Below are 26,470 nucleotides of genomic sequence, written 5' to 3'. Positions count from 1 at the left end.
TACAAAAGGGAGATGATCTTATGCCAAATAAAATCCTGCGCTGTGCGATTTACATCCGCGTATCTACAGCGGAGCAGCTCATGCACGGCAAGTCCCTGCAGGCACAGAAGGATTACCTAGCAAGCTATGCAAATGACCACGGTATGACTGTGGTCGGCGTTTACGCAGACGAAGGCAAAACGGCCCGGAAAGAATTGAAAAAGCGTAAAGCAATCCATGCCCTTCTGGAAGACGTAAAAGCCGGGAAAATCGATGTGATCCTCTTCTGGCGGCTTGACCGGTGGTTCCGGAATATGTCTGACTTCTACAAAGTCCAGGACATCCTGGATTCCTGCGGAGTCCGTTGGATCTCGGCATCAGAGCCAGGCATCAACATGGAGACCCGGGACGGACGCCTGCAGCTGAACGTAGTCCTGTCCATCGGCCAGAATGAAGTGGACACCACATCAGAGCGTATCAAATTCGTCAATGAAGCATCCATCCGCCAGGGGAAGGTGATCTTCGGCGATACCAACATGCCAAGAGGCTACAAGGTCGGGATTGTAAATGGCCAGAAATGCATGGTGAAAGATCCGGAAGAAGAAGAAATGGTCAATGCCTTCTATGATTACTTTGAACAGCACCAGAGCAAACAGGGAACTCTCAAGTATATTCAAAAGCATTATGATCCGGATTTTTCCTACAGCGTACTGCGGACCATGCTGTCCAGCGAGTTCTACAAGGGAACCTACCGGGGAATCCCCTACTGCCCTGCTTACGTGTCAGAAGAACGATGGGCCAGGATCCAGAAGATTAGCCGGAAGAATATCAAACATACTCCTTCCGGACGGATCTACCTTTTCTCTGGCATGATCCGCTGTCCCGTCTGCGGTCAGAAACTGGCCGGAACCGGCTGCTCCTCCATCGTCAACCGAAAGACAAGGGAAAAGCGCACATACTGTTATTACCGTTGCAACCGGGCCTTGATCGACCGGATCTGCTCAAACACTCACAAGGTCAGCCAAAATCTGATTGAACAATATCTGTTGGATCATCTGGAAGAGGAATACCAGGGATTCCGGATCCGCTGTGAACAGATCCGGGAAAAGAAGGTAAAGGAACGGGATACCCGCACTCCGGAAAAGCTGCAGCATGAGCTGGAACGGTTGAATCTTCTGTTTCAGAAGGGCCGGATCGACTGGGATTACTACAGCGCCGAATATGACCGGATTGAAAATGAATTGAAAGAACTCCTGCAGGCCAGCCAGGCGCCGGAACAAAAGAAAGATTTCACCTATCTGGAAAATCTCCTGCAGGAGGATTTCAAGAGCATCTATCAAAAACTATCTCCAGAAAACCGTCAGGCCTTCTGGAGATCTACCATCCATGAAATCCATCTGAAGGAAGATTATACCGTAGACTGCGTGGATTTTTTATAGAATGTCTTGGCCTAACCTGCGAACCCCAAATCCGCATACCAGATCCAGCGCGATCCCTTCTTCTTCAAAGTACCCTTCTTCTACCGCCACATACATCGGCGCATAAAAAATAGAATGTGCAACTTCATTTAAGGTAACTTCTGTCAGTTCCTTTCCGGTTTCTTCGTCGGCCTCCCCGACCGAAGATCCCAGGTTCTTCTCTTCCCCCTTTTCGTCTTCTTCTCCCGTGCCGGAACACCCGGCCAGGATCCCGCAAAGCAGCATCAGCGCCAGGCCCGCTCCCATTAGACGCTTCTTCATCCACTTTTCCATAATCGTCCTCCTCATGACTTCTGCCGGCATATCCTCTGCCGGCAAAAAATAGATTCAAAACTAATATATTCATCATGAGAAGAAGCTGTGACGTCTAGGAAACAATCCGGTGAATCTGCCGGTATTCCCGGGGCGATATTCCATAAATCTGCTTAAACGCCCGGGAAAAATGCAGCGCATTGGGATACCCCACCATTGCAGCGATATCACTGATCTGCCGGTCTGAAGTGGTCAGGAAATCTACGGCCCTCGCCATCCGGTAATGGGCCAGAAAGTCCTGCGGGGACTGGCCGATCACCATTTTAAAAATCTTTCCAAAATAACTTCTCTCCAGCTGACAGTGTCTGGCCAGTTCCTCTACCGTAATATTTTCCGCATAATGATTGGCAATATAAGTAATCGCCTCTTTGGAATAAAATTCCCGAAGCTTCCCTTCCTGCCGCTTTTTCCGGGTACTGGAATAACGGATCAACTTATCCATCAGAAGATACAGCCGTCCGATCATTTCCATGGAAGACGTATTTTCCCCATAGACCAGCTGTCTGATCTCCTGTTCCAGTTCCTCTCCATGCTCTTTGGTATCCGGCAGATACACCGGATGTTTATAGGAAATCCCGGCAGACTCGATGCATTCTTTTGCCCTCAGGCCGCTAAACTCCACCCACATATAGGTCCATGGATCCTGCTCGTCCGCCATATAGGTGTTCACATATCCGGGCTCGATGATAAACCCGGATCCACCCTGCAGCTGAAATTCCTGCATATTATCCTTTTCATCATTGGCGCGCAGTTTCCCCTTGCCGGAAATAATATAATGAAATAAATAATTATTTCTGACATAAGGACCGAATGCGTGCAGCGGACTGCACTTTTCATACCCATACTGTATGATCGTCAGATCGATGAAATGTTCATCCCGGAAAATGGAAAATTTCGTATCCCCCATCTTGCACCTTCTCTCCGTTTTTATATTGTGTTTTTTACTAATTTCTAACCATGTTTTTTATATATTTTTCATAAACTTTCTTCTTCTTTTACAATTATATACCAAAATGCGTCTACACTTCAACTATTTGCTGTAAATAACGCATTTGGGTAATATTCAGACTCATAAATACATTTACCCCTATTCGTTAAAATGCTATAATTCTAAATAGCTTACAGCATAATCTTCGTGCAATCTGTATATTGCACAAACCAAAAAGGAGAGGTGTGGAATGAAAAAGAAAGTGACCGCTGTATTTCTTGTATTGACGCTCCTTCTCAGTATGGCCGCTGTCGCCGGATGTGGCAGCGATTCCTCTGCTGACGGGAAGACCGAGATCGAGATCATACAGTACAAAATGGAAGCGACCGACTACTTTGACGTACTGGAAAAAGAATTCAATGAGACCCACGATGATATTCATCTGACCATTGATTCTCCCAATGATGCGTCCACCATCATGAAGACCCGGTTCATCCGCGAAGATTATCCGGATATCATCGGTATCGGCGGCGACATCAACTACTCTTATTATGTGGATGCCGAGATCCTGGCCGATCTGTCTGACTGGGACGGCATGAGCAATATCAAAGAATCCTATCTTGATATCGCAGAGGCCCTGGAATTTGTACCTACCGACGGTACATACATTGCTCCCTACATGGCGAACGCCGCCGGTATTCTCTATAATAAGGATATGTTCGAAGAACACGGCTGGGAAATCCCCACAAACTGGGATGAGCTGATCTCTCTGTGTGAAGAGATCCAGTCCGAAGGGATCCTTCCCTTCTACTTCGGCTTCCGTGATACCTGGACCTGTCTGGCTCCCTGGAATGCGATTGCCGTAGATCTGGCTCCTGCTGACATCTGCAAACAGGTCAACAGAGGCGAAGCTACTTTTACAGATGCTTACCGTGAAGCCGCTGAGAAATATCTCCAGCTGATGGATTACGGTCCGGACGATCCGCTGGCCTATGGCTACAATGACGCATGTACCTCTTTTGCCAACGGAGAATCTGCCATGTACCCCATCGGAAGTTATGCGGTTCCTCAGATCCAGTCCGTAAATCCGGACATGAACATTGATTCCTTCGTCATGCCCGCAAGCGACAGCTCTGACGGAAATACTCTGAACTCCGGTATTGACCTTGGATTCTCAGTTACCGCTGCCTGCGAAAACAAAGAGGCTGCTTACGAGGTTCTGGACTTCCTGTATGAAGATGACAACATCCAGGCATACATTGACGACCAGAACGCAATCTCCTGCAAGGAAGGAGACTATCAGCTGGGTTCCATGCTGGACGGCATGAGCGAGTACATCGAATCCGGCAACATGACCGACTACCAGGATCACTACTATCCGTCTGAGATGGCTGTTGACGCGATCCTGCAGACTTATGTGGTAAATGGCGACATCGAACAGTTCCTGTCCAGATTCGATACAGACTGGCAGCGTTACAACCGCGACATCATCCGTACTGTACAGGAATATGAAGAAGAAAACGGCAGTGCCGAGTAGGAAAGGAGTGGGGATAGAATGAAAAATGATAAAAAACGGACGTATCTGTTGATCACAATACCGATCCTGGCATTGTTCGTATGTTTTAACACCATCCCTCTGATCCATGGTGTGATCTACAGTTTCACAAACTTCAGAGGTTTTGGTTCCTACGACTGGGTAGGCCTCCGTAACTATATTGACCTGTTTGGTGATTCCCGCGTTGGCGGTTCTTACCTGTTTACCTTTAAGCTGGCCATCTGCGCCACAGTTCTGACCAACGTGATCAGCCTGATCCTGGCCCTTGGCCTGAACGGCAAGATCCGTGCAAAAAGCTTTTTCCGCGCGGCATATTTCCTGCCGAATGTTCTGGGCGCGCTGGTTGTAGGTTACATTTTCCAGTATCTGTTTACCTACATCATCCCGGCGCTGGGCGAGATGATCGGAAGCCCGACCTTAAGCCAGAGTATGCTTTCCAATGAAAACCTGGCATGGTTCGCTATCGTGATCGTCTGCTGCTGGCAGGCAGTTGCCATGAACACGATCATCTATATCTCAGGCCTTCAGACCGTACCGGAAGATGTGTACGAAGCAGGCGACCTGGACGGCGCCACCGGATGGAAGCGCTTCCGCCACCTAACCTTCCCTCTGATCATCCCGTTCTTTACCATCAACATGGTTCTGTGTGTCAAGAACTTCCTGATGGTATTCGACCAGATCATGGCCATGACAAAAGGCGGTCCTGCACAGAGTACCGAATCCATCTCCTACCTGATCTACAACAATGGTATGTCAGGCGGACAGTTCGGATTCCAGAGCGCTAACGCCGTCATCTTCTTCATCGTGATCGTCGTACTTTCCGGCGCACAGATGACCATATCCAGCAGGAAGGAGGAGCAGTTATAATGAAAAAAGCAAGAATTGGAAATCAGACCAACTGGACTGTTGTGATCTTATTGATCCTGGGATTAAGCACTGTAGTTTTTCCATTATACATGGCTGTTGTAATTGCGTTTAAGCAGCCGTCCGAAATGACAAACAGCATTTCCGGTATCCTCTCACTTCCGGCAAGCTTCAGTTTAAGCAATTTCTCACAGGCCATGGAAGTGACAGATTTCTGGCGCTCCCTGACTAACAGTATCCTGATCACTGTAGTAACCGTAGTTCTCTCCGTACTGATCCATTCCCTGATGGGATATGCCATCGGAAGAAACCGGGCGCACAGTAAATTTTACAAATTCGTATACTTATTTATCGTAAGCGGCATGTTTGTTCCGTTCGCGATCCTAATGATGCCTCTGGCAAAACAGACCGCTGAGATGGGACTTGCAAATTGGGCTGGCGTAATCATCCTTTATGTGGTATTCTATATGCCGATGAACGTACTGTTGTACTCCGGATACCTGGTCAATATTCCGATCGCGCTGGAAGAAGCCGCCGAGGTAGACGGAGCCTCCACATGGCGCACCTACTGGAAGATCATCTTCCCGATCATGAAGCCCATGCATGCGACAGTTGCGATCATCACTGCACTGGCCGTATGGAACGACGTAATGACGCCGCTGATCATTATGGCCGGTACCGGACAGAACACACTGCCTCTGGCACAGCTGAATTTCCAGACACAGTTCGGTACCAACTACAACCTGGCATTTGCCTCTTATCTGCTGGCGCTGATCCCGATCCTGATCTTCTATGTGATCTGCCAGAAACAGATTCTGAACGGTGTTGTAAACGGTGCAGTCAAATAACCAGAATCAACATTGAAACGAGGGCAAACTTATGGCAATCTTACTTGACACTAAAAATCGTGTATTTACATTACAGACAAACCATAGTATGTACCAGATGAAAGCAGACAGGTATGGAGTATTACTCCATACCTTGTTTGGCGAAAAGGGATCCGTGTTTGATTACTCTTATCTGATCACTTATGCGGACCGCGGGTTCTCCGGCAACCCTTATGATGTGGACGACGAGCGCACCTATTCTCTGGACGCTCTTCCACAGGAGTATCCCACCTATGGAAGCGGCGATTACCGGGGAAGCGCTCTGAAAGTGCGCTATCCGGACGGCACCACTTCCTGCGAGCTGCGCTATGTGGGTTATGAGGTCCTGGAGGGGAAATACAGCATCCCCGGACTTCCGGCCATCTACCAGATGGAAGAAAACAAGGCCGACACTCTGGTGATCACTCTGGAGGACACCCGGAAAACCTTTTATGTGCATTTATACTATGGAGTCATGGAAGACCTGGATCTCATTACCCGGTCTGTCCGCATTGAAAACCACAGTGACGAACCTGTTTTTCTGGAAAATGTGCAAAGTACCTGTGTCGACTATCTGCACGGAGAATTTGATCTGCACACCTTTTACGGGCGCCACATCAAGGAGCGCAATTACCAGCGCGCTCCGATCCATCACGGAGTACAATCTGTCGGGAGTACCCGCGGAATGTCCAGCCATCAGTACAATCCTTTCCTGATCCTTTCCGATAAGAGAACCACGGAAACCTTTGGAAACTGCTATGGCTTCTCTTTCCTGTACAGCGGAGATTTCCTGGGGAGCGCCGAATTTGATACCTATAATCAGACCCGGCTTCTTCTTGGCATCAACCCCGGCAATTTCAACTACCGCCTGGAACCGGGAGAAATCTTCTGTTCTCCGGAAGTAGCCATGGCCTACTCCGGAGAGGGACTGGAACATCTCTCCCATATTTTCCACAGAGCCTTCCGCAACAACCTGTGCAGAGGGAAATTTAAAAAGGCCCGCAGACCGGTGCTCTTAAACAGCTGGGAAGGTGTATACTTTGATTTTAACGGAGAAAAACTGGTTCAGATGGCAAGGGACGCCGCTTCCATGGGCATTGAACTCTTTGTCATGGACGACGGCTGGTTCGGCAAGCGGGATAAAGATGTATCCGGCCTGGGCGACTGGGTCGTAAATGAGAAAAAACTTGGCTGTACGCTGGGAGAACTTTCCGACCAGATCCATGCACTCGGCATGCAGTTTGGCATCTGGTTTGAGCCGGAAGGCATCAGCGAGGACAGCGACCTTTACCGGGCCCATCCTGACTGGGCGCTGCAGATTCCCGGGAAAGCTCCCACCCGGTCCCGGTATCAGTTAGTTCTGGATTTCTCCAGACAGGATGTGCGTGACTATATCTTCGGCCAGATGTGCCAGGTTCTGGACTCTGCAAAGATTGAATACCTGAAATGGGATTTTAACCGCAGTATTACCGATATTTACAGTGCTCTTCTGCCTGCAGATCAGCAGGGAGAAGTCACACACCGGTATATTCTCGGCCTTTATGATATGCTGGACAAACTGGGCAGACGCTATCCGGACATGCTGATCGAAGGCTGCTGCGGAGGAGGCGGACGCTTTGACGCCGGCATGCTGTACTATTCGCCCCAGATCTGGGCCAGTGACAATACAGATGCCATTGAACGTCTGTCGATCCAGTATGGATCCTCCTTCTGCTATCCGATCTCTGCCGTAGGATCTCATGTGTCCCAGTGTCCCAACGAACAGACCGGCCGCTACACCCCCATCAATACACGGGCAACCGTGGCCATGTCCGGCACCTTTGGGTATGAACTGGATGTCAACCACATGACACCGGTGGAAAAAGAAGTGGTAAAAGCTCAGATCTTTGAATTCAAAAAATACTATGACCTGATCCAGTATGGCAACTATTACCGCCTGACAGATCCTCTGAAAACCAAGGACTATCACTGCTGGCAGTTTGCCGCTGAGGACAGGAGTGAGGCGCTCCTTTGTATCGTAGCATTACAGATCCGTCCCAATGGACCCGGATGCTGGACCAGGCTTCGCGGACTGGATCCGGAGAGCACCTATGAAATTGACGGGAAAGAATATCCGGGAGACGTTCTGATGAACACGGGCATTCCGCTTCCAAAGGCAACAGAAGAATACGAAAGCTTCCGCATTTACATCAGGAAAACACAGGCATAAAATAGAAAATATATGATGCGAAAAGGGCGCTCCCCTGTCATGGGGAACGCCCTTCTTTCCTGCTCTGATTTCTAACTGTTATTTATATCCAATACCGGTCTTTGCCATAGCTTCCAGATGATCGGTATGCAGAAGCATATGCGCTTTATGAGAATTGGGCTCTCCAAAATATTCCGCATATAACTGATTGATATCCGGATTCTCATGAGAGAACCGAAGATCTGCATTTTCATCCAGGCAGTACAGCTTTTTGCCCCGGTCAAAGGCCCACTCTTCGCCGTCGTGGATTGGCTGTCCGCCGCCGCCAACGCAGCCTCCGGGACAGGCCATCACTTCTACGAAATCATAGTGCACTTCGCCGCGCTCGATCATATCCAGCAGTCTCCTGGTATTTCCAAGTCCGCTGACTACAGCGATCCGTACAGTAATATCATCAATAGCAAGTTCTGCTTCCATAACCCCGTGGTTTTCCTGGAATCCAGGGCTTCTGACCATCTTAAAGGCATCTGCCGGAGGATTTTCCTTTTTCAGGATATAGTAAGCTGTACGAAGCGCTGCTTCCATTACGCCTCCGGTCGCTCCAAAGATCACGCCTGCGCCGGTGCCTTCCTGCATCGGTCGGTCACTTTCGATATCTTCCAGTGTCTCCGGACTGATATGAGCGGAACGGATCATTTTCGCCAGTTCTCTGGTCGTCAGTACCGCGTCAATATCATGGCCCGCGTATTCTTCATAAAACATCTCCATCTCACGCTCGCCCTTCTTTGCCACGCAGGGCATGATGGACAGCGTATAGATCTTCTCCGGCGCAACCCCAAGCTTATCTGCAAAGTAGGTCTTCATCACCGCTCCAAACATCTGCTGCGGCGATTTTGCCGTAGACAGCTGCTTTACCAGATGCGGATACTGAGACTTGATAAACCGAAGCCAGCCCGGACAGCAGGAAGTAAACATGGGACGCTCTTTAAACTCGCCTGCAACAAAACGCTGCACGAATTCATTGGCCTCTTCCATGATCGTCAGGTCCGCAGAGAAGGTGGTATCAAATACATAGTCAGCTCCCATCTTCTTTAAGGCATCCAGGATCTTTCCTACCGGAGCCTCATCCGGAGTCAGTCCCAGCTGTTCTGCCCATGCGGTACGCACCGCAGGCGCCACCTGTGCTACTACGATCTTTTCCGGATCCTCAATGGCTTCCCATACCTGTTCTGTATCATCTCTCTCTCTTAAAGCGCCTACCGGACAGTGGGTGATACACTGGCCGCAGAGCGCACAATTTGCTTCCTCGATCGTCTTATGGCCGGCCACATTCACACTGGTTCTGGAACCGGTGCCCTCTACATCCCATACGCCAAGTCCCTGTACTTTCTCACAGATCTGGATACAGCGCATGCACTGGATACATTTGGATGAATCCCGGATCAGCGGGAAGTCTTTATTCCAGGGCATCTTTTTAGGCTCTTTTTTAAAAGGAATGTCAATAATATTCAAGTCATTGGCTATTGTCTGGAGACTGCAGTTTCCGCTTCTTGCACAGGTCACACACTGACAGTCATGCTGGGACAGGATCAGTTCCACATTGGTCTTCCTGTCGCGACGCACTCTGGGGCTGTTGGTATGGATCACCATGCCTTCCCGGGCCACGTTGTTGCAGGAAGTGATCAGTCTGTCATTTCCCTCTACTTCTACCACGCACACACGACAGGCTGCGATCTCATTGATCCCTTTCAGATAACAAAGCTTCGGGATCGGAATGCCATTTTGTTTGGCAGCTTCCATAATGGTGGTGTTTTCTTCTACAGATATTTGCTTTCCATCTATTGTAAGATTTACCATAATGTTTCTCTGCCTCCTTTAAATATTCCGAATCCAAAGTGATCACAGCGCAGACATCTGGACGCCTCCTGCTTTGCTTCTTTTTCTGTCATGCAGTTTTCCACACCATCGAAATCACAGACTCTTTCACAGGCTTCGCGCTCAGTAAGGTTCACTCTTCCGCAAGGTGTGCGATCATGAAGACTTGCCTCCGGGATCTCCACATCACAGGAAATCTGGTGATGATATCCCAGGTATTCATCAATATTTGCCGCCACAACCTTGGCTGCCGCGATCGCCTTGATCACGGACGCCGGTCCGCTGGCACAGTCGCCGCCTGCAAATACACCCGGCATGTTCTCAAAGGTGCCTGAGCTCTGGGTTACGATCTTGCCGCGGGCTACCGGGATGCCGGCCTCTTCAAAGTGTTTGGTCTCAATATTCTGCCCGATCGCCACGATCAGTACGTCGCATGGTATGTAAATATCCTTTTCTCCGGTGGGCCGGATGCTCGCCCGACCATCCTTGATGGCGCTGACCATCTGCGGCGTCACATAAATACCTCTGATGTGATGATTCTCATCTACATCCAGGGATGCCGGGGCCTTCAGTGTCTGAAGTTCAATACCTTCTGCCACCGCACCTTCGATCTCCGCAGGCAGGGCCGTCATATCCGCCACTCTTCTGCGGTATACGATGCTAACTTTCTCCGCACCCAGTCTCTTAGCCGTACGTACCGCATCCATGGAAACGTTTCCGCCTCCGATAACTGCCACATGCTTACCGGAAAGATCCATGATCTGTTTCTTTCCTACATTACGCAGGAACTGTACCGCAGAAAGGATGCCGTCCGCATCTTCCCCTTCCAGCCCCAGCTTTTTATCCGTGCTGGCTCCGATGGTGATCAGTACCGCGTCATACTGATCTCTCAGTTCCTGGATCGAAATATCCTGTCCGATCTTTAATCCGTATTTTACTTCCACGCCTGTCTTCAGGATCGCGTTGATGTCATCATCCAGACGATCCTTGGGCAGCCGGTAGTTCGGAATACCATATCTTAACATTCCGCCCAGTTCCGGAAGCATCTCATATACCGTAGTCTGATGCCCCATCAGCTGCAGATAATACGCCGCGCTAAGTCCTCCCGGTCCTCCGCCGAGCACTGCGATCTTCTTACCTGTAGACGGCGCGCATGCCGGCGGATCCACCTCGCCTGCATAATCTGCCGCCATCCGCTTCAAGCCGCGGATATTCACAGAATCGTCCACCATATTCCGGCGGCACCTTGCTTCACAGGGATGCTCGCAGATAAAGCCGCAGGTAGTGGGGAACGGATTGTCCTTGCGGATCAGACGGATCGCATCTGCATATCTGCCTGCGCCCACCAGCGCCACATATCCCGGAATATCCACATGTGCCGGACATAAAGACACGCAGGGTACCGGCTGGCTGTAAGCACAGGTACAGCGGCCATTCTGAATATGCTCTACATAATCATCCCGATAACCGATCAGTCCTTTATATACCATCCTTGCAGCCTCATAACCAATGGCGCAGTCTGCGGATTCCATAATGGACTTTGCTGTCTGCTCCATCACATCCAGGGTTTCCATAGTAGCATTTCCATCCAGCACATCCTTGATAAACTGATTCAGCTGGCCAAGACCAATCCTGCAGGGTACGCATTTCCCACAGGTCTGGGCATGGCAGAGCTCCAGGAACGCACGGGCCATATCCACTGGACATAACCCCGGAGGGCTGGATTCGATTCTTCGTTCCAGATCCTTATAGAGACCTTCCATCACGACTTCCGCTCTTTTCGGCAAATCGATTTCCAATCTGCTCATACGCTTTCACTCCTTTTCATTCTCTTATGACAAATCATTGACAAACCTCTCTAACCAACACAGGACGCAGGCCTTAAAAAGCCTACGCCCTGTATTAATCACATAATTGATAAAAATACCCGGTCTGTTTTCATTGTTCTTAGGAAATTATAACAGATACCTGTAGGAATCGTCAACATTTTCTGTAATATCTGACCAAAAGCTTTTGCCATCCCCCTGAAAATCTATGTCAAAAATGTCTGCAATAGTGGCAGCAATGTCAGAAAAGCCAGAACGGATCCCCAGATCCAGACCCTTTTTCAAATGTTCTCCGAAACACAGGCAGGGTACATATTCCCTGGTATGATCTGTTCCCGGAAATCCGGGATCGCACCCATGATCCGCCGTAAGGATCAGCACATCTTCCCGGCGCATCTTTCCCATCAGCTGCCGGATCTTCGGATCCACCTCGTTCAACGCCTTCACATATCCGTCAATGTCGTTGCGGTGCCCGTAGATCATATCAAAATCCACAAGATTTACAAAGCAAAGGCCTTCAAACTCTTTGTCCATCAGTTCCAGCGTCTGCTCCATATTCCGGGTATTTCCTTTATTGGGAAATGTCTCCGTGATCCCGCGTCCGGCAAAAATGTCATAGATCTTCCCTACGCCGATCACAGACTTTCCTGCCTGTTTCAGTGCATCCAGAATCGTTTCCTTCGGAGGCTCCACGGAAAAATCATGGCGGTTTACTGTCCGCGTAAAATCAGGATATTCTCCCACAAAAGGTCTGGCGATCACCCGCCCCACGCCATGATCTCCTGTCAGGATCTTTCTGGCGATCCGGCAGTCCGCATAAAGTTCTTCCAGGGGAACCTTTTCTTCATGAGCCGCGATCTGAAAAACACTGTCCGCTGATGTATACACGATCAGCTTCCCGGTCTTAAGATGTTCCCTTCCATAATCGCGGATGACTTCCGTACCGGAATAAGGGCGGTTGCAAAGCACTCCCCTGCCGGTCTCTTTTTCAAACTCCCGGATGACCTCCTCTGGAAATCCATCCGGATAAACAGGCAGCGGCTTTGGAGAGATTACGCCTGCAATCTCCCAGTGTCCCACCGTGGTGTCTTTTCCGGCCGATTGTTCCTGAAGTTTCATATAACATCCGATACTTTCTTCCTTCGGTTTTTGAAAAGAAGTCCCCTCTATCTGGTAAAGGCCGAGTTCAGCCAGTGTGGGGACTTGCAGTTTCCCGCTTCTGACACAGGTGCCCAGTGTATCGCATCCGCTGTCACCGAATCTGTCAGCATCCGGCGCAGCCCCTGCCCCTACACTGTCCAGCACGATCAAAAATACACGTTTTGCCATTGGCGAACATCTCCTTTTTTCATCCTTACAGATCAATCTTCTGATCTTTATAATAGTAATTCCTGTCTTTTTCACCGATGGGTCTTAATACCCTGCAGGGATTTCCCACTGCCACTACATCTGACGAAACGTCTTTTGTCACGACGCTTCCGGCTCCGATCACTGTGTTATCGCCCACCGTCACGCCCGGAAGGATAATCACTCCGGCGCCGATCCATACATTTCTTCCGATATGTACCGGTATATTAAACTGATATGCCTCTTCCCGAAGTTCCGGTAAAACGGGATGTCCCGCTGTGGCGATCGTCACATTGGGGCCGATCATCGTATAGTCTCCAATATAGATTTCTCCGTCATCCACCAGCGTCAGATTGAAATTGGCATATATGTTTTTCCCAAGATGAACATGACGTCCTGCCCAGTTTGCCCGTAGCGGCGGCTCCAGGTAAACGCCCTCTCCAATCTCTGCGAACATTTCCTGTAACAGTCTTTGTCGTTCCGCGCCCTGGGACGGCCTGGTGTGATTATAATCATAAAGTTTTTCCAGACAGATTTCCTGCTCCGCCAGCAGATCCGGATCCGTGGGAAGATAAAGTTTCCCCTCCTGCATCCTCCGGCGTTCTTCTTCAGGTGTAAATGTTTTCCTCATCTATGCCCGTCCCTCCTTGCCTGCCAGAAACATTTCCCCGCAAATTCCTGTGATAGATCCCTCCCATGGATTCATCACCTGCACTTATTCTGCAGATTCTTCTTTAGGCGCTTCTGCCTTTTTCCCGGAAGATCCTTTCTGGATATTCAACACAATATTTACCCCCAGGGGATTCACCGCCACACCGGACACCCCGTCCAGAATAATATTGGGGATCTTTGATGCTTCGATCACAGACGCCCGAAACTTCTTTTCTCTGTCAAATTTACGAAATTCCGCGAAATCAGTAAACACTGGCTGGTATGCTCTTCCGTCCTTCTGTTTCAGGATCGGAAGCCCTTCTTTTTCATGCATTGCAATAATATAATGCCCTTCTTTAAAATGTGCCAGCATCTCATCATTCAACTCTTTCAATTTGTCTGTCATCTGTCCGCCGTCCTTTTTCCGGAACTCCTGGACAAAATAAAGCGCAGTCAGGTGCATTTGCGGATTTTCAATCCGTTTCTGTCCTTCCGGAAGATCCTTCTCCTCCTTCCTACGCACCAGTTCCGTAAGCTGTATCCGGATTTCCCCTTCTGTTCCTCCATCTACCAGCAAGGCATTCACTCCCATAGGGAACAGCCCGGTATAAAATGGAAGGAACATCGGATTGGTCATCTCGATGAGCTGAACCCGTTCCCCTGCATCCGACAATGTCTGGATCTCTTTCTCCGCCGTCTCCTTATCAAAATATAAGAGCACCTGATCATCAAAGGTTTCCGGATCGCAATAGACAAACGGCATCCGGGAACACAGAGAAAATACCAGGTAAAGATTCTGTGATGTTCTCAGTTTGTTTAAAGTCTCTTTCTTATCAGCTTTCATGTATGTTATGTCCTTTCCTCATACTGTCTTCATCTTACCACGGCCGGACAGGATGTTCAATCCTGTGTTCGGGTATACCGGCACACTGCAAAACACTTCCCGCAAAGATCTGTGCGGATCCCGGTCCGTGCATACATAATCTCCAGCTGTTTTTCATAACAGCTTTTTACGTCTACGATCTCATTTCTTGTCATTCCGGCCTCCCACAAGGTTCCTCTTAACGCTCCTGCCGGACAGTTCTGAACACACGCTGTACACTTCCCGCACCTGGACTTTGTGTAGGGCTCCTCCGTTTCCAGGGGAGCATCTGTGAATAAAGAAGAGATCCTGACTGCCGGTCCGTACTCCGGCGTGACCAGCAGACAATTCTTCCCGATCCAGCCAAGGCCTGCTCTTGCCGCCACGGTCTTGTGGGGAACCGGCGAGACATAGTCGTCATTTACCTTTACCCGGTCTGTGGTCTGTGCGTAAGCCTGAAATCCCCGTTCTTTTAAAAACGCCTCTCCCGCCAGGACGATCTGATTTAATTTCTGGTTTAATTCATCGTACAAATGATAATATTCCACCGTCGGTCCATCTTTCAGATCGCGGACCACTTTTTTCGGAAGGGCAACCGCCACCGCGACTCCCACCGGATACCCGCAGTTCCCGATGCCTGTCATTTCACCGGCTCCTGCCAGGTCTGCCCCCTGCTCATATAACACCTGTTTTAATGCTTCTGTAAGGCCCATGCTTTTTCTCCCTTCCTTCTATACTTATGCTCCTGATCCTATTCTGCCAGAATTCTTCCTGTAACTTTATCTTTCACCTGTGAAAATATCAGAACCGGCAGGGGCTGATCCGTATGTTCCCCGATCATTTTTTCCATCCAGACCATGTTATACCAGCGTCCAAACTTATAACCGCTGTCATGGAACTCACCTGCCAGGCGAAATCCCATATGTTCATGGAACTGCACGCTGTTCCGGTCCAGATACTCATCTTCTTCCTTCGGGCAGGCAATGCAGGCATTCACATTCAGAATGTGCATCTCCTTCAGGATCGCTTCCAGTGCGTCGTAAAGCTTTCTCCCGGCTCCGCTGTGGCGTTCCTTCATATCCACATAGATGGACAATTCCACGGACCATCCATATGCAGCGCGCTCTGCAAAGGCAGACGCATAGGCATAACCAATGATCCGACCGTCTCTGACAGCCACAATGTAAGGATATTTTTCCAGGGTTCTTTCCATCCTTTCCCGAAATTCTTCCACTGCAGGCACGTCATATTCAAATGTAATGGCGGTATCCGTCACATAAGGAGCATAGATTTCCAGAAGGCGTGGTGCATCCGAAAGGTTAGCGGTACGAAGCAGAATCTGTGCATGATCTTCCACTCCTGATCCTTTTGACCACTCCAATAGATACTCTTCTTCTCTGGTATCTTTATCTGTCATTTTCCGCTGAATCCGAAATCCTTCTCGCTTATAAAAATGAACTGCTTTTTCATTTTTCTGGTAGACATGAAGTGTCAGCTCTTCATTCTGTTCTTTCACAAAATCCAGCAGAGCTTTGCCGATTCCCAAAGATCTGTACTGGCTTTTTACAAAGATCCCTGCGATATAGCTTTGATCCAGTCCAATAAATCCCAGAATTTCTCCGTTTTCCTCATAGACATACATCTCAGCCTGTAAAAACATTCCTTTTACCAGAGCAAGATTTTCCTTCCAATACTCTGACGGAATAAAGGAATGGACTTCCACATTGGTATCCAGCCAGATTTTCGCTACCGAATCAAGATCTTCTGCTGTCATGGCTCTGATCCGGCAGTTTTTCTCTTTTTTCATTCGCACACCTTCTTACTTTAATCTCCCGCAGGCAATATATATCTTTCCGCCCGCCAGGATATGCTGTTTTACGTTCCTTTGCAGGGATGTTTTCTCCGGCAGATTCCTATACTCTGTCTCCGGGACATCCTGGCATTGAAAGAGCCATTCCAGGAAATCACGTCCCGGTTCTCCCGGATCATAGATTTCAAATCGCTCCTGAAACTTCCGGATATTCGAGCCCTCCGGCAGCATGTTCTTTAACTGCGGATCCAAAATCCAGGAATGACAGCGATATTCACATCCTGCCATCTCCGGCTCATATTTCCCGAAAAAAAACTTTCGCTTCTTTTAATGATTTTTCCACAGATTCCGGAGAAAAATCCGCATCTGACGGGATATGAACCGCTATTCCATGGCCGTCATCAAAGAGCTTTCGTTCATACTCCAGAGCTCCGATCCGGAACTCATGACATCCGGCCTGCCGGGCCGTCCACCAATATCTGTCGAATTCATACCTTCCTGTCCTCTCATAAGTCTCCTTAAGAAACCTGGTAAAACATTTCATCGTAGCAGTGTAAACAGAAGGCTCTATCCCCTTCCTGCGGTAAATCTCATAAGAATCCGCTGCAGCCTTCAGCATGCAGGCCAGCATTTTCATATGGTCTTTGTCATCCGAAAGCTTCTGCTCCAGCCTGGTGTGTACGCTTTTCATTTTTTCATACTCAAAAAAATCCTGTCTGATATCCTCCATGAAAGCAAGATCCGTCTCTGAAAGTATTTTTTCTATCCGAAGTTTTACTTCAGGCTGTATATCAATCCTCTTACATAACTGTAAAACATCCATTTTTATCCCATTTTCCTTTTTCTTTTTCTCTCCAGATACTCTTCTGCCTCGTCCCGGCTCCGAAAAATGTGGATGTCCCGGCAGCCCCTGTATTTCTCCAGCAGCGCATAGATTTCCGGCAGCTGATCTTTCGGAAAATCCAGAATCCACTGCCGGAACTCTTTGTCAAATTCTTCTTCCTTCCAGGGAATGTCCACCCGTTCCTTTCCGACGCGGGAAGCTGCCCCTTCCAGGCAGACCTCCAGCGGATAATCCAAAAAAAACACGGTGTCACATTCCCGCATCCGCAGTTCCAGCGTCCGGTTGTAATTACCATCGATAATCCAGGCATCCTGGCTGACAATCTCACGGATACACCGGTCAAATTCTTCTCTGGAAATGTTAGTGCGATCCGGTTTATGCCAGATCATATCCAGATAATACAGCGGAAGCCCTGTCAGTTCCTGAAGCTTTCTGGCAAAAGTGCTCTTTCCCGCTCCGGGACATCCGATCACCATCACTTTCTTCATGATCATTCTCCCTCGTCTGTCAATCCGTATATCTGATACAAAGAGAGCATATTCTGATATTGCATTTTATTTCCTATAAGCTGACGGTAAGTCGCAGTTTTTTCTTTTCCCTCTTCTTTCAGACGTTTCATTTTCTGATCCGTATTCTGATAATTTTCCCGGATCGCATGCAACATTTTTTCAAACGCATCCAGTCTTGCCTTCTCGTCCATACCCATTATAATCCTCCTCGTTCTCCGGCGATCAGGAACTGCCGCACCCGCCCGTCATCCAGAATATAAAAATGATCCATAAATAGAGTCGCCTCTGTCATAGTGGGTCTCCTCCTTGCTCATAAATTCAGTATACTGTTTTTATCAGGGTCAGGCAATCTAATTATCTTACAATTCTTACTTTTTCCATCTTACTTGTTCATGTTTTTTTCTGTGATAAACTCTCTGTTATAATCAGGCAGGAAACACGGATGCGATTTTTCAAAATGCCCTTGAGTTCAATGAAGGAGAGGGTGATGCCCATGAATACGATGGAAATTTTAACCTTATTTCTCGTAATCTTTGCGGCACTGACTTACTTAGAGAACCGACATAATAAGAAATAGCATCCCAACCCCTCGAAAAGTTTGGATGCTATTCTTAATAGTTTTACAAATTCAGAGGGTATCAGATTTTGTATCTGACACTTTCCTTACCTTGATTATACACAAGAGGGCTTGTCTTTACAAGCCTTCTTTTTATGGCAAAGTTCACCGATCCTTCTGTTTCCCGTAAATGCACAGATCATAAACGGCTCCATTCTTCAGAACTCCGTTTTTCAGCACCCCTTCCAGTTCAAATCCGTTCTTTTCCAATACTCTCCGGGAAGCAATATTAGGAGCATACACCAGTCCTGTGATACGGATAATATCCAGCTGTTCAAATGCTTCCTGACAGATCTTTCGCACAGCCTCTGTCATGATTCCTTTTGACCAGCGTTCTGTCAGCAGGAAATATCCTATCTCCGCATCCTGCCGGTATACATCCTGTTTCCGTTCTACGGAAATGTTTCCTACCACCATTCCATCTGCCAGGATCGCACGGAAGACTCCTTCCTTTCCTTCTTTTTCCAGCGCCATATTGATCCACCAGGCCGCGCTGTCTTCTGTATAGGGATCAGGAAGCTGATCCGACAGATAAGACCGATCCAGCAAAGTGCAGATCTCAGCCATTCTTGCACAGTCGTCCATCGTCCATTTTCTTAATTCTACTTTCATATTCCTCACTCCTTGTCTCTTCGCTTCTTTACCGCATCGGTAACAGCCAGAAGTTCCCGGTACCGCCCGCAGGTTTCCAGATGATCGTTGATGATGCCGCAGGCCTGTAGATGGGAATATACAGTGATCGATCCCATGTATTTCAGGCCTCTTTTTTTCAGATCCTTGCTGATCCGGTCTGACAACCCGTTTCTTGCAGGGATCTCTCCTTTCTGATGTCCGGTATAGAGATAGGTTTTTCCTCCGGTAAATCCCCAGATATAGTCGCTGAAAGATCCAAATTCTTCCCGGATCTTCTGAAAGCACCTGGCATTGTGGATCACGGCTTCAATTTTTCTTCTGGAACGGATCATTCCTTCTGTGTTCAGGATCCTTTCTATCTCTGTTTCCTGGTATTCGGCTACTTTATTGTAATCAAACCGGTCAAAACACTCCCGGAAAATTTCTCTTTTCTGGATCATCATGTTCCAGTTTAGTCCGCACTGCATGACCTCCATCATAAGAAACTCAAACTGTTTCTGGTCGTCATACACCGGAACGCCCCATTCTTCATCATGGTAACGGATCATTTTTTCATTGCAGGTACACCAGGGACATCTGTCCATCTTTCTCCCCTCCTGACTTCTACTCTTTGATAAGGATTCCAACTTTTTCCGGCTCTAAAAGCCTTTCCCCTATTATAGCAAAAACTTAGAAAAACAGATACTCCTATTTCTAGCATAAGAAAGAATCCTGCTTTGCAGGATTCTCCGCCTGCGGAGGGTCGCATAAGCGACATTTTCCATTCCGCCGCAGTGCGATCCTTGCGGAGCGTTTTTATTTCATGGGAAAGCAATTTCCCATGAAATAAAAAAATGGCCAGTCGCCTATTCAGGTGACTGACCATTTTCTTCAAAATCCCATCCAGTTCAACTACAACAACATGTTTTCCTCAAAGAACTTCTGCATCTTATCAAAGGGGATCACATCGAGATTGTCATAAAGGTCTGTGTGTACGGCGTCAGGGATGGCAAGAAACTCCTTGTTGCCGGTATACTTGCTGTCCCGGACCATTGCATCAAAAGCATCTTTTCCAAAGTAAAAACTGTGCGCCTTTTCGCCGTGCATCACAAGAACGGCGCTGCGGATCTCGTTACTGTATTTTAGGATAGGCTGGTTCATAAAGGACATTTGTCCGATCGTATTCCAGCCGTCGTTGGAGTTCAGCGACCGCGCGTGATAGGCTCTTCCTTTATAATATTCGCTGTAATCTTTGACAAAGAAGGGGGCATCCTCCGGAACAGGAAGAGGCAGACATCCTCCGGCTCTTAGGTATTCGCCCGTTCTGTACGCCTCGGTTCTGGCGGCGTTGAGTGCTTTTTTTGTCTCATATCTTGCTTCCTCCGAGTCGTCTGCGTCAAAATAGCCGTTTGCCGCCACCCGCGTCATATCATACATAGTGGAAACAACCGTAGCTTTGATCCGGGTATCAAGAGCGGCGGTGTTGAGCGCAAATCCGCCCCAGCCACAGATACCAATGATGCCGATTCTATCTGCATCCACATTGTCCTGTATAGAAAGGAAATCAACGGCTGCCTGAAAATCTTCGGTGTTAATGTCGGGAGACGCCATATATCTTGGTGTACCGCCGCTTTCACCGGTAAAGGACGGGTCGAAGGCAATCGTCAGAAAACCGCGTTCTGCCATGGTCTGTGCGTACAGTCCGGAACACTGTTCTTTCACTGCGCCGAACGGCCCGCACACAGCAATAGCAGGAAGTTTGCCCGCCGCATTTTTAGGCACATACAAATCTGCCGCAAGGGTAATTCCATAACGATTCACAAAAGTCACTTTCCTGTGCTCTACTTTTTCACTTTTGGCAAAGGTTTTATCCCATTCTGTCACCAGCTTAAGTTCTTCTGCTTTCAACATCTTACCATTCCTCTCTTTCGTTGTTCTGTTTCCGTTCAAAATGTCCAATTGATAATTTCATGATAACATTTGACACTTCTAGTTGCTAATAGTTATAATTTATATCATATTATTCCTTTTTAGAATATCTTTTGAACGGAGAGATGGAAATGGATTTAAGAGCATTACGATATTTTCTGGCAGTGGCGAGAGAAGAAAATATGACAAAAGCTGCACAGATTCTTCATGTGACGCAGCCGACCCTGTCAAAGCAATTAAAAGCGCTTGAGGAAGAACTGGGGAAAACACTGTTTCTCCGGCATGCCTTTCATATGGAACTTACCGAAGAAGGCCGGCTTCTACGCAAGCGGGCAGAAGATTTACTGGATATGGCGGACAAAATCACAAATGAATTTTCCTCCATGGATGATGTAACTGGCGGCAATCTGTATTTTGGGCTTGCGGAAAGTTATCAGATCCGTTTTCTCGCGCAGGAAATAAAACGGTTCAAAAGGAAATATCCGAACCTGCATTACCATATCACAAGCGGCGGGACAGAGCAGGTCATAGAACGTCTCGATAAAGGTCTCCTTGATTTTGCAGTCATTGTAGAAACTCCGGACTACAAGAAATACAATGTACTGGAATTCCCGGAAACGGACAAATGGGGAGCAATCGTACCAAAGGGCCATCCGCTTACATCCAAAGAAACAGTCTGCGTAGACGATCTGATCGGCTTACCCCTGTTTGTTTCTGAACAATCGTGGAATGCGGATATCCCCAGATGGGCCGGTTCCAAAATAAAAGACCTGAAACCAGAAGGATTTTTCCAATTATCTTACAATGGATCCATTTTTGCCAGGGAAGGACTGGGGGTTCTGCTTACCCTTGACCACCTGATCAATACCAGTTCTGAGAGTGATCTCGTTTTTCTTCCGTTTGATCCGCCACTTGAGAACAAAATGTATCTTATATGGAAGAAATATCAGGTCTTCTCTCCGATCGCGGAAAAGTTCCTGTCACAGATCAAAGATTCCGGCACAACTTTAAGATTTTAAATTTTTATTGTGTTAAAGCAACTTTTTTGCTATACTTGGTTCAGACGTCTATCAGGATCCCCCCTGCTAGGATTCGTTTTGAGATTTTATTTAGGAGGTACAATGCAATGATAAAAGGATTTAAAAATGCAGTGGAACTTGATTTTTCTGTAGAAGAAAACCGGCGGAAACTGGAAGAAGCTTTCCAGCAGGTAAATGCAGAAAAAGGAAAAACTTATCCTCTGATCATCGGCGGTGAAAAGATTGAGACCGAGAAAAAAATCACTTCTATTTCTCCCGCTACAAAAGAAGTCCTTGGATATGCATGCTCCTGCAGCCGCGAGCTTGCAGATAAAGCGATCCAGACTGCAGATGAAGCTTTTAAAACCTGGAGCCGCACACCGGCTGAAGAACGGATCCGGTGCCTGCGCCGCCTGACCAGACTGATCGAAGAAAACCGTTTCATCCTGGACGCATGGAATGTGGAAGAAAGCGGCAAGAACTGGGGCGAAGCAGACGGAGAACTCTGCGAAGCGCTGGACTTCTTTAACTCCTACGCTATGCATATGGCCAACCTGGACAAAGGACTGGAACTGGTTCCTACCGATGAACTGACCAAATGTATCTACATCCCCATCGGTGTAGGCGCTATCATCCCGCCGTGGAACTTCCCGCTGTCTATCTGCGGAGGCATGGTCACTGCCGCTCTGGTTACCGGCAACAGCGTGATCTGCAAACCGTCTTCTGATACACCGATCGTAGCATACAAATTCGTTGAACTCTGCCTGAAAGCAGGATTCCCGGCAGGAACCATCAACTACATCCCCGGCTCCGGCTCAGAGATCGGCGATTATATTGTAGAGCATCCTCGCACCCGTTTTATCAACTTCACCGGTTCCAAAGCCGTAGGATGCAGGATTAACGAAAAAGCAGCCAAAGTAGCTGACGGCCAGATCTGGCTGAAGCGCGTGGTTGCAGAGATGGGCGGAAAGAACGCTATCATCGTTGACTCCACTGCAAACATCAAAAAAGCAGCCGCAGGTGTGGCAAGCTCTGCATTTACCTTCCAGGGACAGAAATGCTCCGCATGCTCCCGCGCATTAGTAATGAGCGATGTCTATGATGAATTTGTAGAAGAAGTCGTAAAATGCGCCAAAGACTTAAAAGAACATCAGGGAAGCGGCGCAAGCAACGCTCCTATGGGTCCTGTCATCAACCAGGCAGCATATGACAGCATCACCGGCTACATAGAAGTAGGCCGCAAAGAAGGCAAGATCGTCTACGGCGGAACCTACAGCGACGCCGAAGGCTTCTACATTGACCCGACCGTAATCCGTGATGTGGACAAAGACGCACGGATCGCCAATGAGGAAATCTTCGGACCTGTGCTTGCTGTTGTAAAAGTAGATTCCTTTGACGAAGCCCTGGCTATCGCCAACCAGACAGAATACGGCCTGACCGGCTCTGTCTACAGCGAGACCAGAGAGCACATCCAGAAGGCAAAAGTAGAATTCCAGGTAGGAAACCTCTACTTCAACCGCAAATCCACTGCAGCCGTTGTCCTGCAGCACCCCTTCGGCGGATTCAACATGTCCGGAACAGACGCCAAGACAGGAACCAGCGATTACCTGACCAACTTCCTGAATCTCAAATCTGTAACAGAAGACTTAAATTCATAATCAATAGGGGACGGGGGATTTCTAGAAATCCCCCGTCCCCTTTGTTAGATTTTCTGATCCGAATCCTTTCGGCAACAAGTCCTTCAACGTATAGATCTGATAGTCCTCTTCGCTTTTCGCCAGAATGATCTGAAATTCTTCTGGTGAGCAGAACTCTGTCATCACCTGTCTGCATACTCCGCAGGGAGCCACATAATCCGTAATCTTTCCGTCCATACCTCCTGCAATGCAGATTGCTGCAAATTCTCGTTCCCCCTCGCTAACTGCTTTAAAAAATGCCGTCCGTTCCGCACAGTTTGTCGGCGTATATGCCGCATTCTCGATATTACATCCGGTGTAAATTTTTCCCGTTTTTGTCAGTAGCGCAGCCCCCACCTTAAAATGAGAATATGGCGCATAGGCGCGGGTCATCTGCTCTTTTGCCTCCCGGATCAGTTCCTGAATCCTTTCTTTGCCAATCCAAGTATTCACAGAATCACTTCCTGTCATATCGTATCCTCTCCGTTCTGTTATTTTCCAAAACTTTAATTTTTCCGGTCCTCCCGGATCAGATTCCTTACGGCCTCTACCGCCGTCCGCACTGCCGCATCTGTATCGTGAACAACCGGATTGTCAAGCCCCTTTGCCGCCCGTTCCTGATTGGCCATCACAAGGAAACAGGAGCCGGCGCGGACATGCAGACTGCTTGCCACAACAAACAGCGCGGCCGATTCCATTTCTGAAGCCAGGCATCCCAGTCTTTTCCACGCCTCCCATTTATTCAGAAGCTCATAACTCACCGGTTTTGTCTCTGGAGAATGCTGTCCGTAGAAAGAGTCCTTACACTGCACCACTCCGGTGTGATAAGTATATCCCGTTTCCTTTGCCGCACGCACGAGCGCATTCGTCACCTGAATATCCGCCACTGCCGGAAACTCCACCGGCGCATACTCCCGGCTGGTTCCTTCCATCCGAATGGCTCCGGTCGCGATCACCAGGTCGCCGCCCATAACATCCAGCTGCATTCCGCCACAGGTGCCGATCCGCACAAAGGTGTCTGCCCCGGCCATCACCAGTTCCTCCATGGCAATGGACGCGGAAGGTCCGCCGATTCCGGTGGAGGTAACACTGACTTTTTCACCGTCCAATGTCCCCGTATATGTAACGAATTCCCGGCTGTCCGCCATCAATCTGGCATCATCCAGATACTTTGCGATCTTTGCACACCGCTTCGGGTCGCCGGGCAGGATTACATAGCGCCCCACATCTCCCTTTCCCACCTGCAGATGATACACTTTTTCCTGATCTTCTGAATAATTGATCATATGCCTTCCACTCCTTTTCATCCATTATAATTCTTTCATATAAAACCGGTCCATAGTGCTATGCACCACGCTCTCCGGCCGCCCGATCAGATGAAATCCATACTTTTCATACATCTGCATGGCCACTTCCAGGTTGGAATGTGTCTCAAGGTACAACCTCTGGAAACCTGCGCCCCTGGCATATTCCTCTACCGTTTTCAATAAAAGTTTCCCATATCCCCGGCCTTTCCAGCCCTCTGCCACATAAAGCTTCTGCACTTCCGCACACCGATCAAACCCTGAAAACTTCTCCATCCCAGCCCCGCCGATCACCCGGCCGCTCTCTTCTGTCAGGATGAAGTATACCTTTTCCTCCAGACCGCTGTCATAATACCTGCTCAGATGATCCAGTTCCGGGTCGAAATACGCCGTCCCGGGGATATCCAGATGGTACCGTTCCAAATTCGCACGGATAATCGCAGCGATCGCAGCGTCGTCATCTTTCGTGATCAGATGCATCTTTCTTTCCTTCAGCCATGCCTGTATTTTCTGTCTGTCCATAAGTCTCACTCTTTCATCAGAACCTGCATTTCACATCCTGGATTTATTATTTATCCGGTGTCCAAAACGCATAACTTACCGTTCCATTCTCCCATTCGCCGCACGCCAGATATACCCGGCCTGGCTGTGCAACGAATTCCGGGTTGCCCTTATCATTCGTTTGCACAGCAACTGCCTCTCCTTCCGGCATCTGCTCTGCTTCATTCTGTTCCTGTCCCAGAAGCGCATCCTCCCATGAAAAGATCTGTATACGCTCCGGCATCTCATCAAACTGCAGCTCCATCTGCATGGGCGCAGAGAGCTTCCTGACTTCCACGGGACTTGTCTGCAGAATATGCGGCGCATCCGTAGTAACCGTGTTGCTTTCTCCATTCTCTTCATACGTCCAAGTATAGCTTAGCGGTTCCGGAATCATGACCGAGGCTGCCGCCAGTTCATCCGTATAGCACACATTCAGGTACGGGCGTTCAGACGGATCTTTTTCTATAAAAAATTCATCAAGATAATGTCCATACTGTCTGATGTATTCCTGATTTGCCTGCTCTGTCCGCCTGATCTCTGTGATTCCATGATACTGTGCGGGATATGATTCCGCGATCATTCCGTTTCCGTAGATATCCACCACATCCCCGTTATCCAGGTTATCTGCGGCCATCTTCTTCCCTGATTCATCATAAACTGCATCCTCTGGCACCGTCCCGTAAAAAGGATATTCCGCTTCCAGATTCACAAAAATACCCTCCCCGTCATCCTTTTCCAGATAGACTGCCCTCATCGGATCCCGCGACAACTGTCCATTCTTTTTTTCCATGATTTTCAAAACATAAACAAACGCAATTGCCAGGCTTACCAGTATCATGGCAATTATGATCGCAACTTTTACACTTTTCTTCATGCT

Annotated in this window: 27 protein-coding genes; 7 read left to right on the top strand and 20 right to left on the bottom strand. The window is 48.4% G+C overall.

Going from position 1 to position 26,470, the window contains the following annotated elements; translation table 11 throughout:
* Positions 1 to 20 precede the first annotated feature (20 nt).
* Positions 21 to 1,418 carry a recombinase family protein gene (locus ABGT54_RS02960; RefSeq protein WP_346662769.1) on the top strand — a complete coding sequence of 466 codons (1,398 nt, stop codon included), beginning with the start codon at positions 21 to 23 and terminating at the stop codon, positions 1,416 to 1,418.
* Here the strand turns inward: ABGT54_RS02960 and ABGT54_RS02955 are convergent.
* Together ABGT54_RS02955 and ABGT54_RS02950 are read right to left on the bottom strand one after the other, a co-directional pair.
* On the bottom strand, positions 1,413 to 1,730 hold the full coding sequence (locus ABGT54_RS02955; RefSeq protein ID WP_346662768.1) for an ABC transporter substrate-binding protein: 318 nt from the start codon (positions 1,728 to 1,730) through the stop codon (positions 1,413 to 1,415). The genes ABGT54_RS02960 and ABGT54_RS02955 overlap by 6 nt on opposite strands.
* Before the next feature lie 94 nt (positions 1,731 to 1,824).
* The gene (locus tag ABGT54_RS02950; protein ID WP_346662767.1) at positions 1,825 to 2,676 is read right to left on the bottom strand and encodes an AraC family transcriptional regulator; all 852 of its coding nucleotides are present in this window, start codon (positions 2,674 to 2,676) and stop codon (positions 1,825 to 1,827) included.
* A gap of 271 nt (positions 2,677 to 2,947) precedes the next feature.
* On the opposite strand from ABGT54_RS02950, the gene ABGT54_RS02945 reads away from it, so the two are divergent.
* The 4 genes from ABGT54_RS02945 to ABGT54_RS02930 are packed head-to-tail and all read left to right on the top strand — an operon-like array spanning position 2,948 to position 8,191.
* Positions 2,948 to 4,234: an extracellular solute-binding protein gene (locus ABGT54_RS02945; RefSeq protein ID WP_346662766.1), complete on the top strand. Its 1,287-nt coding sequence runs from the start codon at positions 2,948 to 2,950 to the stop codon at positions 4,232 to 4,234.
* 18 nt (positions 4,235 to 4,252) lie between these two features.
* On the top strand, positions 4,253 to 5,119 hold the full coding sequence (locus tag ABGT54_RS02940) for a sugar ABC transporter permease (RefSeq protein WP_346662765.1): 867 nt from the start codon (positions 4,253 to 4,255) through the stop codon (positions 5,117 to 5,119).
* A complete protein-coding gene (locus tag ABGT54_RS02935; RefSeq protein ID WP_346662764.1) occupies positions 5,119 to 5,964 on the top strand; it encodes a carbohydrate ABC transporter permease in 846 nt (281 codons plus the stop codon). Before ABGT54_RS02940 ends, ABGT54_RS02935 begins: the two co-directional genes overlap by 1 nt.
* A gap of 31 nt (positions 5,965 to 5,995) precedes the next feature.
* Positions 5,996 to 8,191 carry an alpha-galactosidase gene (locus ABGT54_RS02930; RefSeq protein WP_346662763.1) on the top strand — a complete coding sequence of 732 codons (2,196 nt, stop codon included), beginning with the start codon at positions 5,996 to 5,998 and terminating at the stop codon, positions 8,189 to 8,191.
* A gap of 78 nt (positions 8,192 to 8,269) precedes the next feature.
* On the opposite strand, the gene ABGT54_RS02925 is transcribed toward ABGT54_RS02930, so the two are convergent.
* From ABGT54_RS02925 to ABGT54_RS02860, 14 genes are all read right to left on the bottom strand, one after another.
* Positions 8,270 to 10,027 carry a [FeFe] hydrogenase, group A gene (locus tag ABGT54_RS02925; protein WP_346662762.1) on the bottom strand — a complete coding sequence of 586 codons (1,758 nt, stop codon included), beginning with the start codon at positions 10,025 to 10,027 and terminating at the stop codon, positions 8,270 to 8,272.
* Positions 10,021 to 11,853 carry an NAD(P)-binding protein gene (locus ABGT54_RS02920; RefSeq protein ID WP_346662761.1) on the bottom strand — a complete coding sequence of 611 codons (1,833 nt, stop codon included), beginning with the start codon at positions 11,851 to 11,853 and terminating at the stop codon, positions 10,021 to 10,023. The genes ABGT54_RS02925 and ABGT54_RS02920 overlap by 7 nt, the downstream gene beginning before the upstream one ends.
* Positions 11,854 to 12,000: 147 nt before the next feature.
* On the bottom strand, positions 12,001 to 13,200 hold the full coding sequence (locus ABGT54_RS02915; protein ID WP_346662760.1) for a phosphopentomutase: 1,200 nt from the start codon (positions 13,198 to 13,200) through the stop codon (positions 12,001 to 12,003).
* A 25-nt stretch (positions 13,201 to 13,225) separates the two neighbouring features.
* Positions 13,226 to 13,849, bottom strand: coding sequence for a sugar O-acetyltransferase (locus tag ABGT54_RS02910; protein WP_346662759.1), 624 nt, complete (start codon positions 13,847 to 13,849; stop codon positions 13,226 to 13,228).
* A gap of 84 nt (positions 13,850 to 13,933) precedes the next feature.
* A complete protein-coding gene (locus tag ABGT54_RS02905; RefSeq protein WP_346662758.1) occupies positions 13,934 to 14,713 on the bottom strand; it encodes an SseB family protein in 780 nt (259 codons plus the stop codon).
* Positions 14,714 to 14,769: 56 nt separating this feature from the next.
* Positions 14,770 to 15,444, bottom strand: a complete 675-nt coding sequence (locus ABGT54_RS02900) for a 4Fe-4S double cluster binding domain-containing protein (protein ID WP_346662757.1) — start codon at positions 15,442 to 15,444, stop codon at positions 14,770 to 14,772.
* Positions 15,445 to 15,482: 38 nt separating this feature from the next.
* The gene (locus ABGT54_RS02895; protein WP_346662756.1) at positions 15,483 to 16,538 is read right to left on the bottom strand and encodes an N-acetyltransferase; all 1,056 of its coding nucleotides are present in this window, start codon (positions 16,536 to 16,538) and stop codon (positions 15,483 to 15,485) included.
* Positions 16,539 to 16,550: 12 nt separating this feature from the next.
* Entirely contained in the window at positions 16,551 to 16,829 is a 279-nt protein-coding gene (locus tag ABGT54_RS02890) for a hypothetical protein (RefSeq protein ID WP_346662755.1), read from the bottom strand.
* A gap of 7 nt (positions 16,830 to 16,836) precedes the next feature.
* Entirely contained in the window at positions 16,837 to 17,364 is a 528-nt protein-coding gene (locus ABGT54_RS02885; protein ID WP_346662754.1) for an acyltransferase domain-containing protein, read from the bottom strand.
* 2 nt (positions 17,365 to 17,366) lie between these two features.
* Positions 17,367 to 17,873, bottom strand: coding sequence for an adenylate kinase (locus ABGT54_RS02880; RefSeq protein ID WP_346662753.1), 507 nt, complete (start codon positions 17,871 to 17,873; stop codon positions 17,367 to 17,369).
* A 2-nt stretch (positions 17,874 to 17,875) separates the two neighbouring features.
* Positions 17,876 to 18,091 (bottom strand): hypothetical protein, encoded by a 216-nt coding sequence (locus ABGT54_RS02875; protein ID WP_346662752.1) that lies wholly within the window; start codon positions 18,089 to 18,091, stop codon positions 17,876 to 17,878.
* A 524-nt stretch (positions 18,092 to 18,615) separates the two neighbouring features.
* Positions 18,616 to 19,122, bottom strand: a complete 507-nt coding sequence (locus ABGT54_RS02870) for a GNAT family protein (RefSeq protein ID WP_346662751.1) — start codon at positions 19,120 to 19,122, stop codon at positions 18,616 to 18,618.
* Positions 19,123 to 19,127: 5 nt separating this feature from the next.
* The gene (locus tag ABGT54_RS02865) at positions 19,128 to 19,727 is read right to left on the bottom strand and encodes a DNA-3-methyladenine glycosylase I (RefSeq protein WP_346662750.1); all 600 of its coding nucleotides are present in this window, start codon (positions 19,725 to 19,727) and stop codon (positions 19,128 to 19,130) included.
* A gap of 307 nt (positions 19,728 to 20,034) precedes the next feature.
* Positions 20,035 to 21,033, bottom strand: coding sequence for an alpha/beta hydrolase (locus ABGT54_RS02860; RefSeq protein ID WP_346662749.1), 999 nt, complete (start codon positions 21,031 to 21,033; stop codon positions 20,035 to 20,037).
* A 149-nt stretch (positions 21,034 to 21,182) separates the two neighbouring features.
* Here ABGT54_RS02860 and ABGT54_RS02855 point away from each other — a divergent pair, with 149 nt between their 5' ends.
* On the top strand, positions 21,183 to 22,070 hold the full coding sequence (locus ABGT54_RS02855; protein WP_346662748.1) for a LysR family transcriptional regulator: 888 nt from the start codon (positions 21,183 to 21,185) through the stop codon (positions 22,068 to 22,070).
* Between the two features lie 107 nt (positions 22,071 to 22,177).
* A complete protein-coding gene (locus ABGT54_RS02850) occupies positions 22,178 to 23,728 on the top strand; it encodes an L-glutamate gamma-semialdehyde dehydrogenase (RefSeq protein ID WP_346662747.1) in 1,551 nt (516 codons plus the stop codon).
* 21 nt (positions 23,729 to 23,749) lie between these two features.
* On the opposite strand, the gene cdd is transcribed toward ABGT54_RS02850, so the two are convergent.
* The 4 genes from cdd to ABGT54_RS02830 form a co-directional block, all read right to left on the bottom strand.
* Positions 23,750 to 24,187, bottom strand: a complete 438-nt coding sequence (gene cdd / locus ABGT54_RS02845; RefSeq protein ID WP_346662917.1) for a cytidine deaminase — start codon at positions 24,185 to 24,187, stop codon at positions 23,750 to 23,752.
* A gap of 65 nt (positions 24,188 to 24,252) precedes the next feature.
* Positions 24,253 to 25,032 (bottom strand): uridine phosphorylase, encoded by a 780-nt coding sequence (gene udp / locus ABGT54_RS02840; protein WP_346662746.1) that lies wholly within the window; start codon positions 25,030 to 25,032, stop codon positions 24,253 to 24,255.
* Positions 25,033 to 25,056: 24 nt separating this feature from the next.
* Positions 25,057 to 25,572 carry a GNAT family N-acetyltransferase gene (locus ABGT54_RS02835; protein ID WP_346662745.1) on the bottom strand — a complete coding sequence of 172 codons (516 nt, stop codon included), beginning with the start codon at positions 25,570 to 25,572 and terminating at the stop codon, positions 25,057 to 25,059.
* A 46-nt stretch (positions 25,573 to 25,618) separates the two neighbouring features.
* The gene (locus ABGT54_RS02830) at positions 25,619 to 26,467 is read right to left on the bottom strand and encodes a hypothetical protein (RefSeq protein ID WP_346662744.1); all 849 of its coding nucleotides are present in this window, start codon (positions 26,465 to 26,467) and stop codon (positions 25,619 to 25,621) included.
* Between the last annotated feature and the right edge of the window lie 3 nt (positions 26,468 to 26,470).

Source organism: uncultured Merdimonas sp., assembly GCF_963929015.1.
In the GTDB taxonomy this organism is placed as follows: Bacteria; Bacillota; Clostridia; order Lachnospirales; family Lachnospiraceae; genus Merdimonas.
The sequence above is the reverse complement of the archived record's forward strand: the minus strand, read 5'-3'. Positions and strand labels throughout refer to the sequence as shown.

Coding starts and splice junctions, on each gene's coding strand:
- ABGT54_RS02960 (WP_346662769.1), top strand. CDS start 21: ATGCCAAATAAAATCCTGCGCTGTGCGATTTACATCCGCGTATCTACA.
- ABGT54_RS02955 (WP_346662768.1), bottom strand. CDS start 1,730: ATGGAAAAGTGGATGAAGAAGCGTCTAATGGGAGCGGGCCTGGCGCTG.
- ABGT54_RS02950 (WP_346662767.1), bottom strand. CDS start 2,676: ATGGGGGATACGAAATTTTCCATTTTCCGGGATGAACATTTCATCGAT.
- ABGT54_RS02945 (WP_346662766.1), top strand. CDS start 2,948: ATGAAAAAGAAAGTGACCGCTGTATTTCTTGTATTGACGCTCCTTCTC.
- ABGT54_RS02940 (WP_346662765.1), top strand. CDS start 4,253: ATGAAAAATGATAAAAAACGGACGTATCTGTTGATCACAATACCGATC.
- ABGT54_RS02935 (WP_346662764.1), top strand. CDS start 5,119: ATGAAAAAAGCAAGAATTGGAAATCAGACCAACTGGACTGTTGTGATC.
- ABGT54_RS02930 (WP_346662763.1), top strand. CDS start 5,996: ATGGCAATCTTACTTGACACTAAAAATCGTGTATTTACATTACAGACA.
- ABGT54_RS02925 (WP_346662762.1), bottom strand. CDS start 10,027: ATGGTAAATCTTACAATAGATGGAAAGCAAATATCTGTAGAAGAAAAC.
- ABGT54_RS02920 (WP_346662761.1), bottom strand. CDS start 11,853: ATGAGCAGATTGGAAATCGATTTGCCGAAAAGAGCGGAAGTCGTGATG.
- ABGT54_RS02915 (WP_346662760.1), bottom strand. CDS start 13,200: ATGGCAAAACGTGTATTTTTGATCGTGCTGGACAGTGTAGGGGCAGGG.
- ABGT54_RS02910 (WP_346662759.1), bottom strand. CDS start 13,849: ATGAGGAAAACATTTACACCTGAAGAAGAACGCCGGAGGATGCAGGAG.
- ABGT54_RS02905 (WP_346662758.1), bottom strand. CDS start 14,713: ATGAAAGCTGATAAGAAAGAGACTTTAAACAAACTGAGAACATCACAG.
- ABGT54_RS02900 (WP_346662757.1), bottom strand. CDS start 15,444: ATGGGCCTTACAGAAGCATTAAAACAGGTGTTATATGAGCAGGGGGCA.
- ABGT54_RS02895 (WP_346662756.1), bottom strand. CDS start 16,538: ATGAAAAAAGAGAAAAACTGCCGGATCAGAGCCATGACAGCAGAAGAT.
- ABGT54_RS02890 (WP_346662755.1), bottom strand. CDS start 16,829: ATGGCAGGATGTGAATATCGCTGTCATTCCTGGATTTTGGATCCGCAG.
- ABGT54_RS02885 (WP_346662754.1), bottom strand. CDS start 17,364: ATGGATGTTTTACAGTTATGTAAGAGGATTGATATACAGCCTGAAGTA.
- ABGT54_RS02880 (WP_346662753.1), bottom strand. CDS start 17,873: ATGAAGAAAGTGATGGTGATCGGATGTCCCGGAGCGGGAAAGAGCACT.
- ABGT54_RS02875 (WP_346662752.1), bottom strand. CDS start 18,091: ATGGGTATGGACGAGAAGGCAAGACTGGATGCGTTTGAAAAAATGTTG.
- ABGT54_RS02870 (WP_346662751.1), bottom strand. CDS start 19,122: ATGAAAGTAGAATTAAGAAAATGGACGATGGACGACTGTGCAAGAATG.
- ABGT54_RS02865 (WP_346662750.1), bottom strand. CDS start 19,727: ATGGACAGATGTCCCTGGTGTACCTGCAATGAAAAAATGATCCGTTAC.
- ABGT54_RS02860 (WP_346662749.1), bottom strand. CDS start 21,033: ATGTTGAAAGCAGAAGAACTTAAGCTGGTGACAGAATGGGATAAAACC.
- ABGT54_RS02855 (WP_346662748.1), top strand. CDS start 21,183: ATGGATTTAAGAGCATTACGATATTTTCTGGCAGTGGCGAGAGAAGAA.
- ABGT54_RS02850 (WP_346662747.1), top strand. CDS start 22,178: ATGATAAAAGGATTTAAAAATGCAGTGGAACTTGATTTTTCTGTAGAA.
- udp (WP_346662746.1), bottom strand. CDS start 25,032: ATGATCAATTATTCAGAAGATCAGGAAAAAGTGTATCATCTGCAGGTG.
- ABGT54_RS02835 (WP_346662745.1), bottom strand. CDS start 25,572: ATGGACAGACAGAAAATACAGGCATGGCTGAAGGAAAGAAAGATGCAT.
- ABGT54_RS02830 (WP_346662744.1), bottom strand. CDS start 26,467: ATGAAGAAAAGTGTAAAAGTTGCGATCATAATTGCCATGATACTGGTA.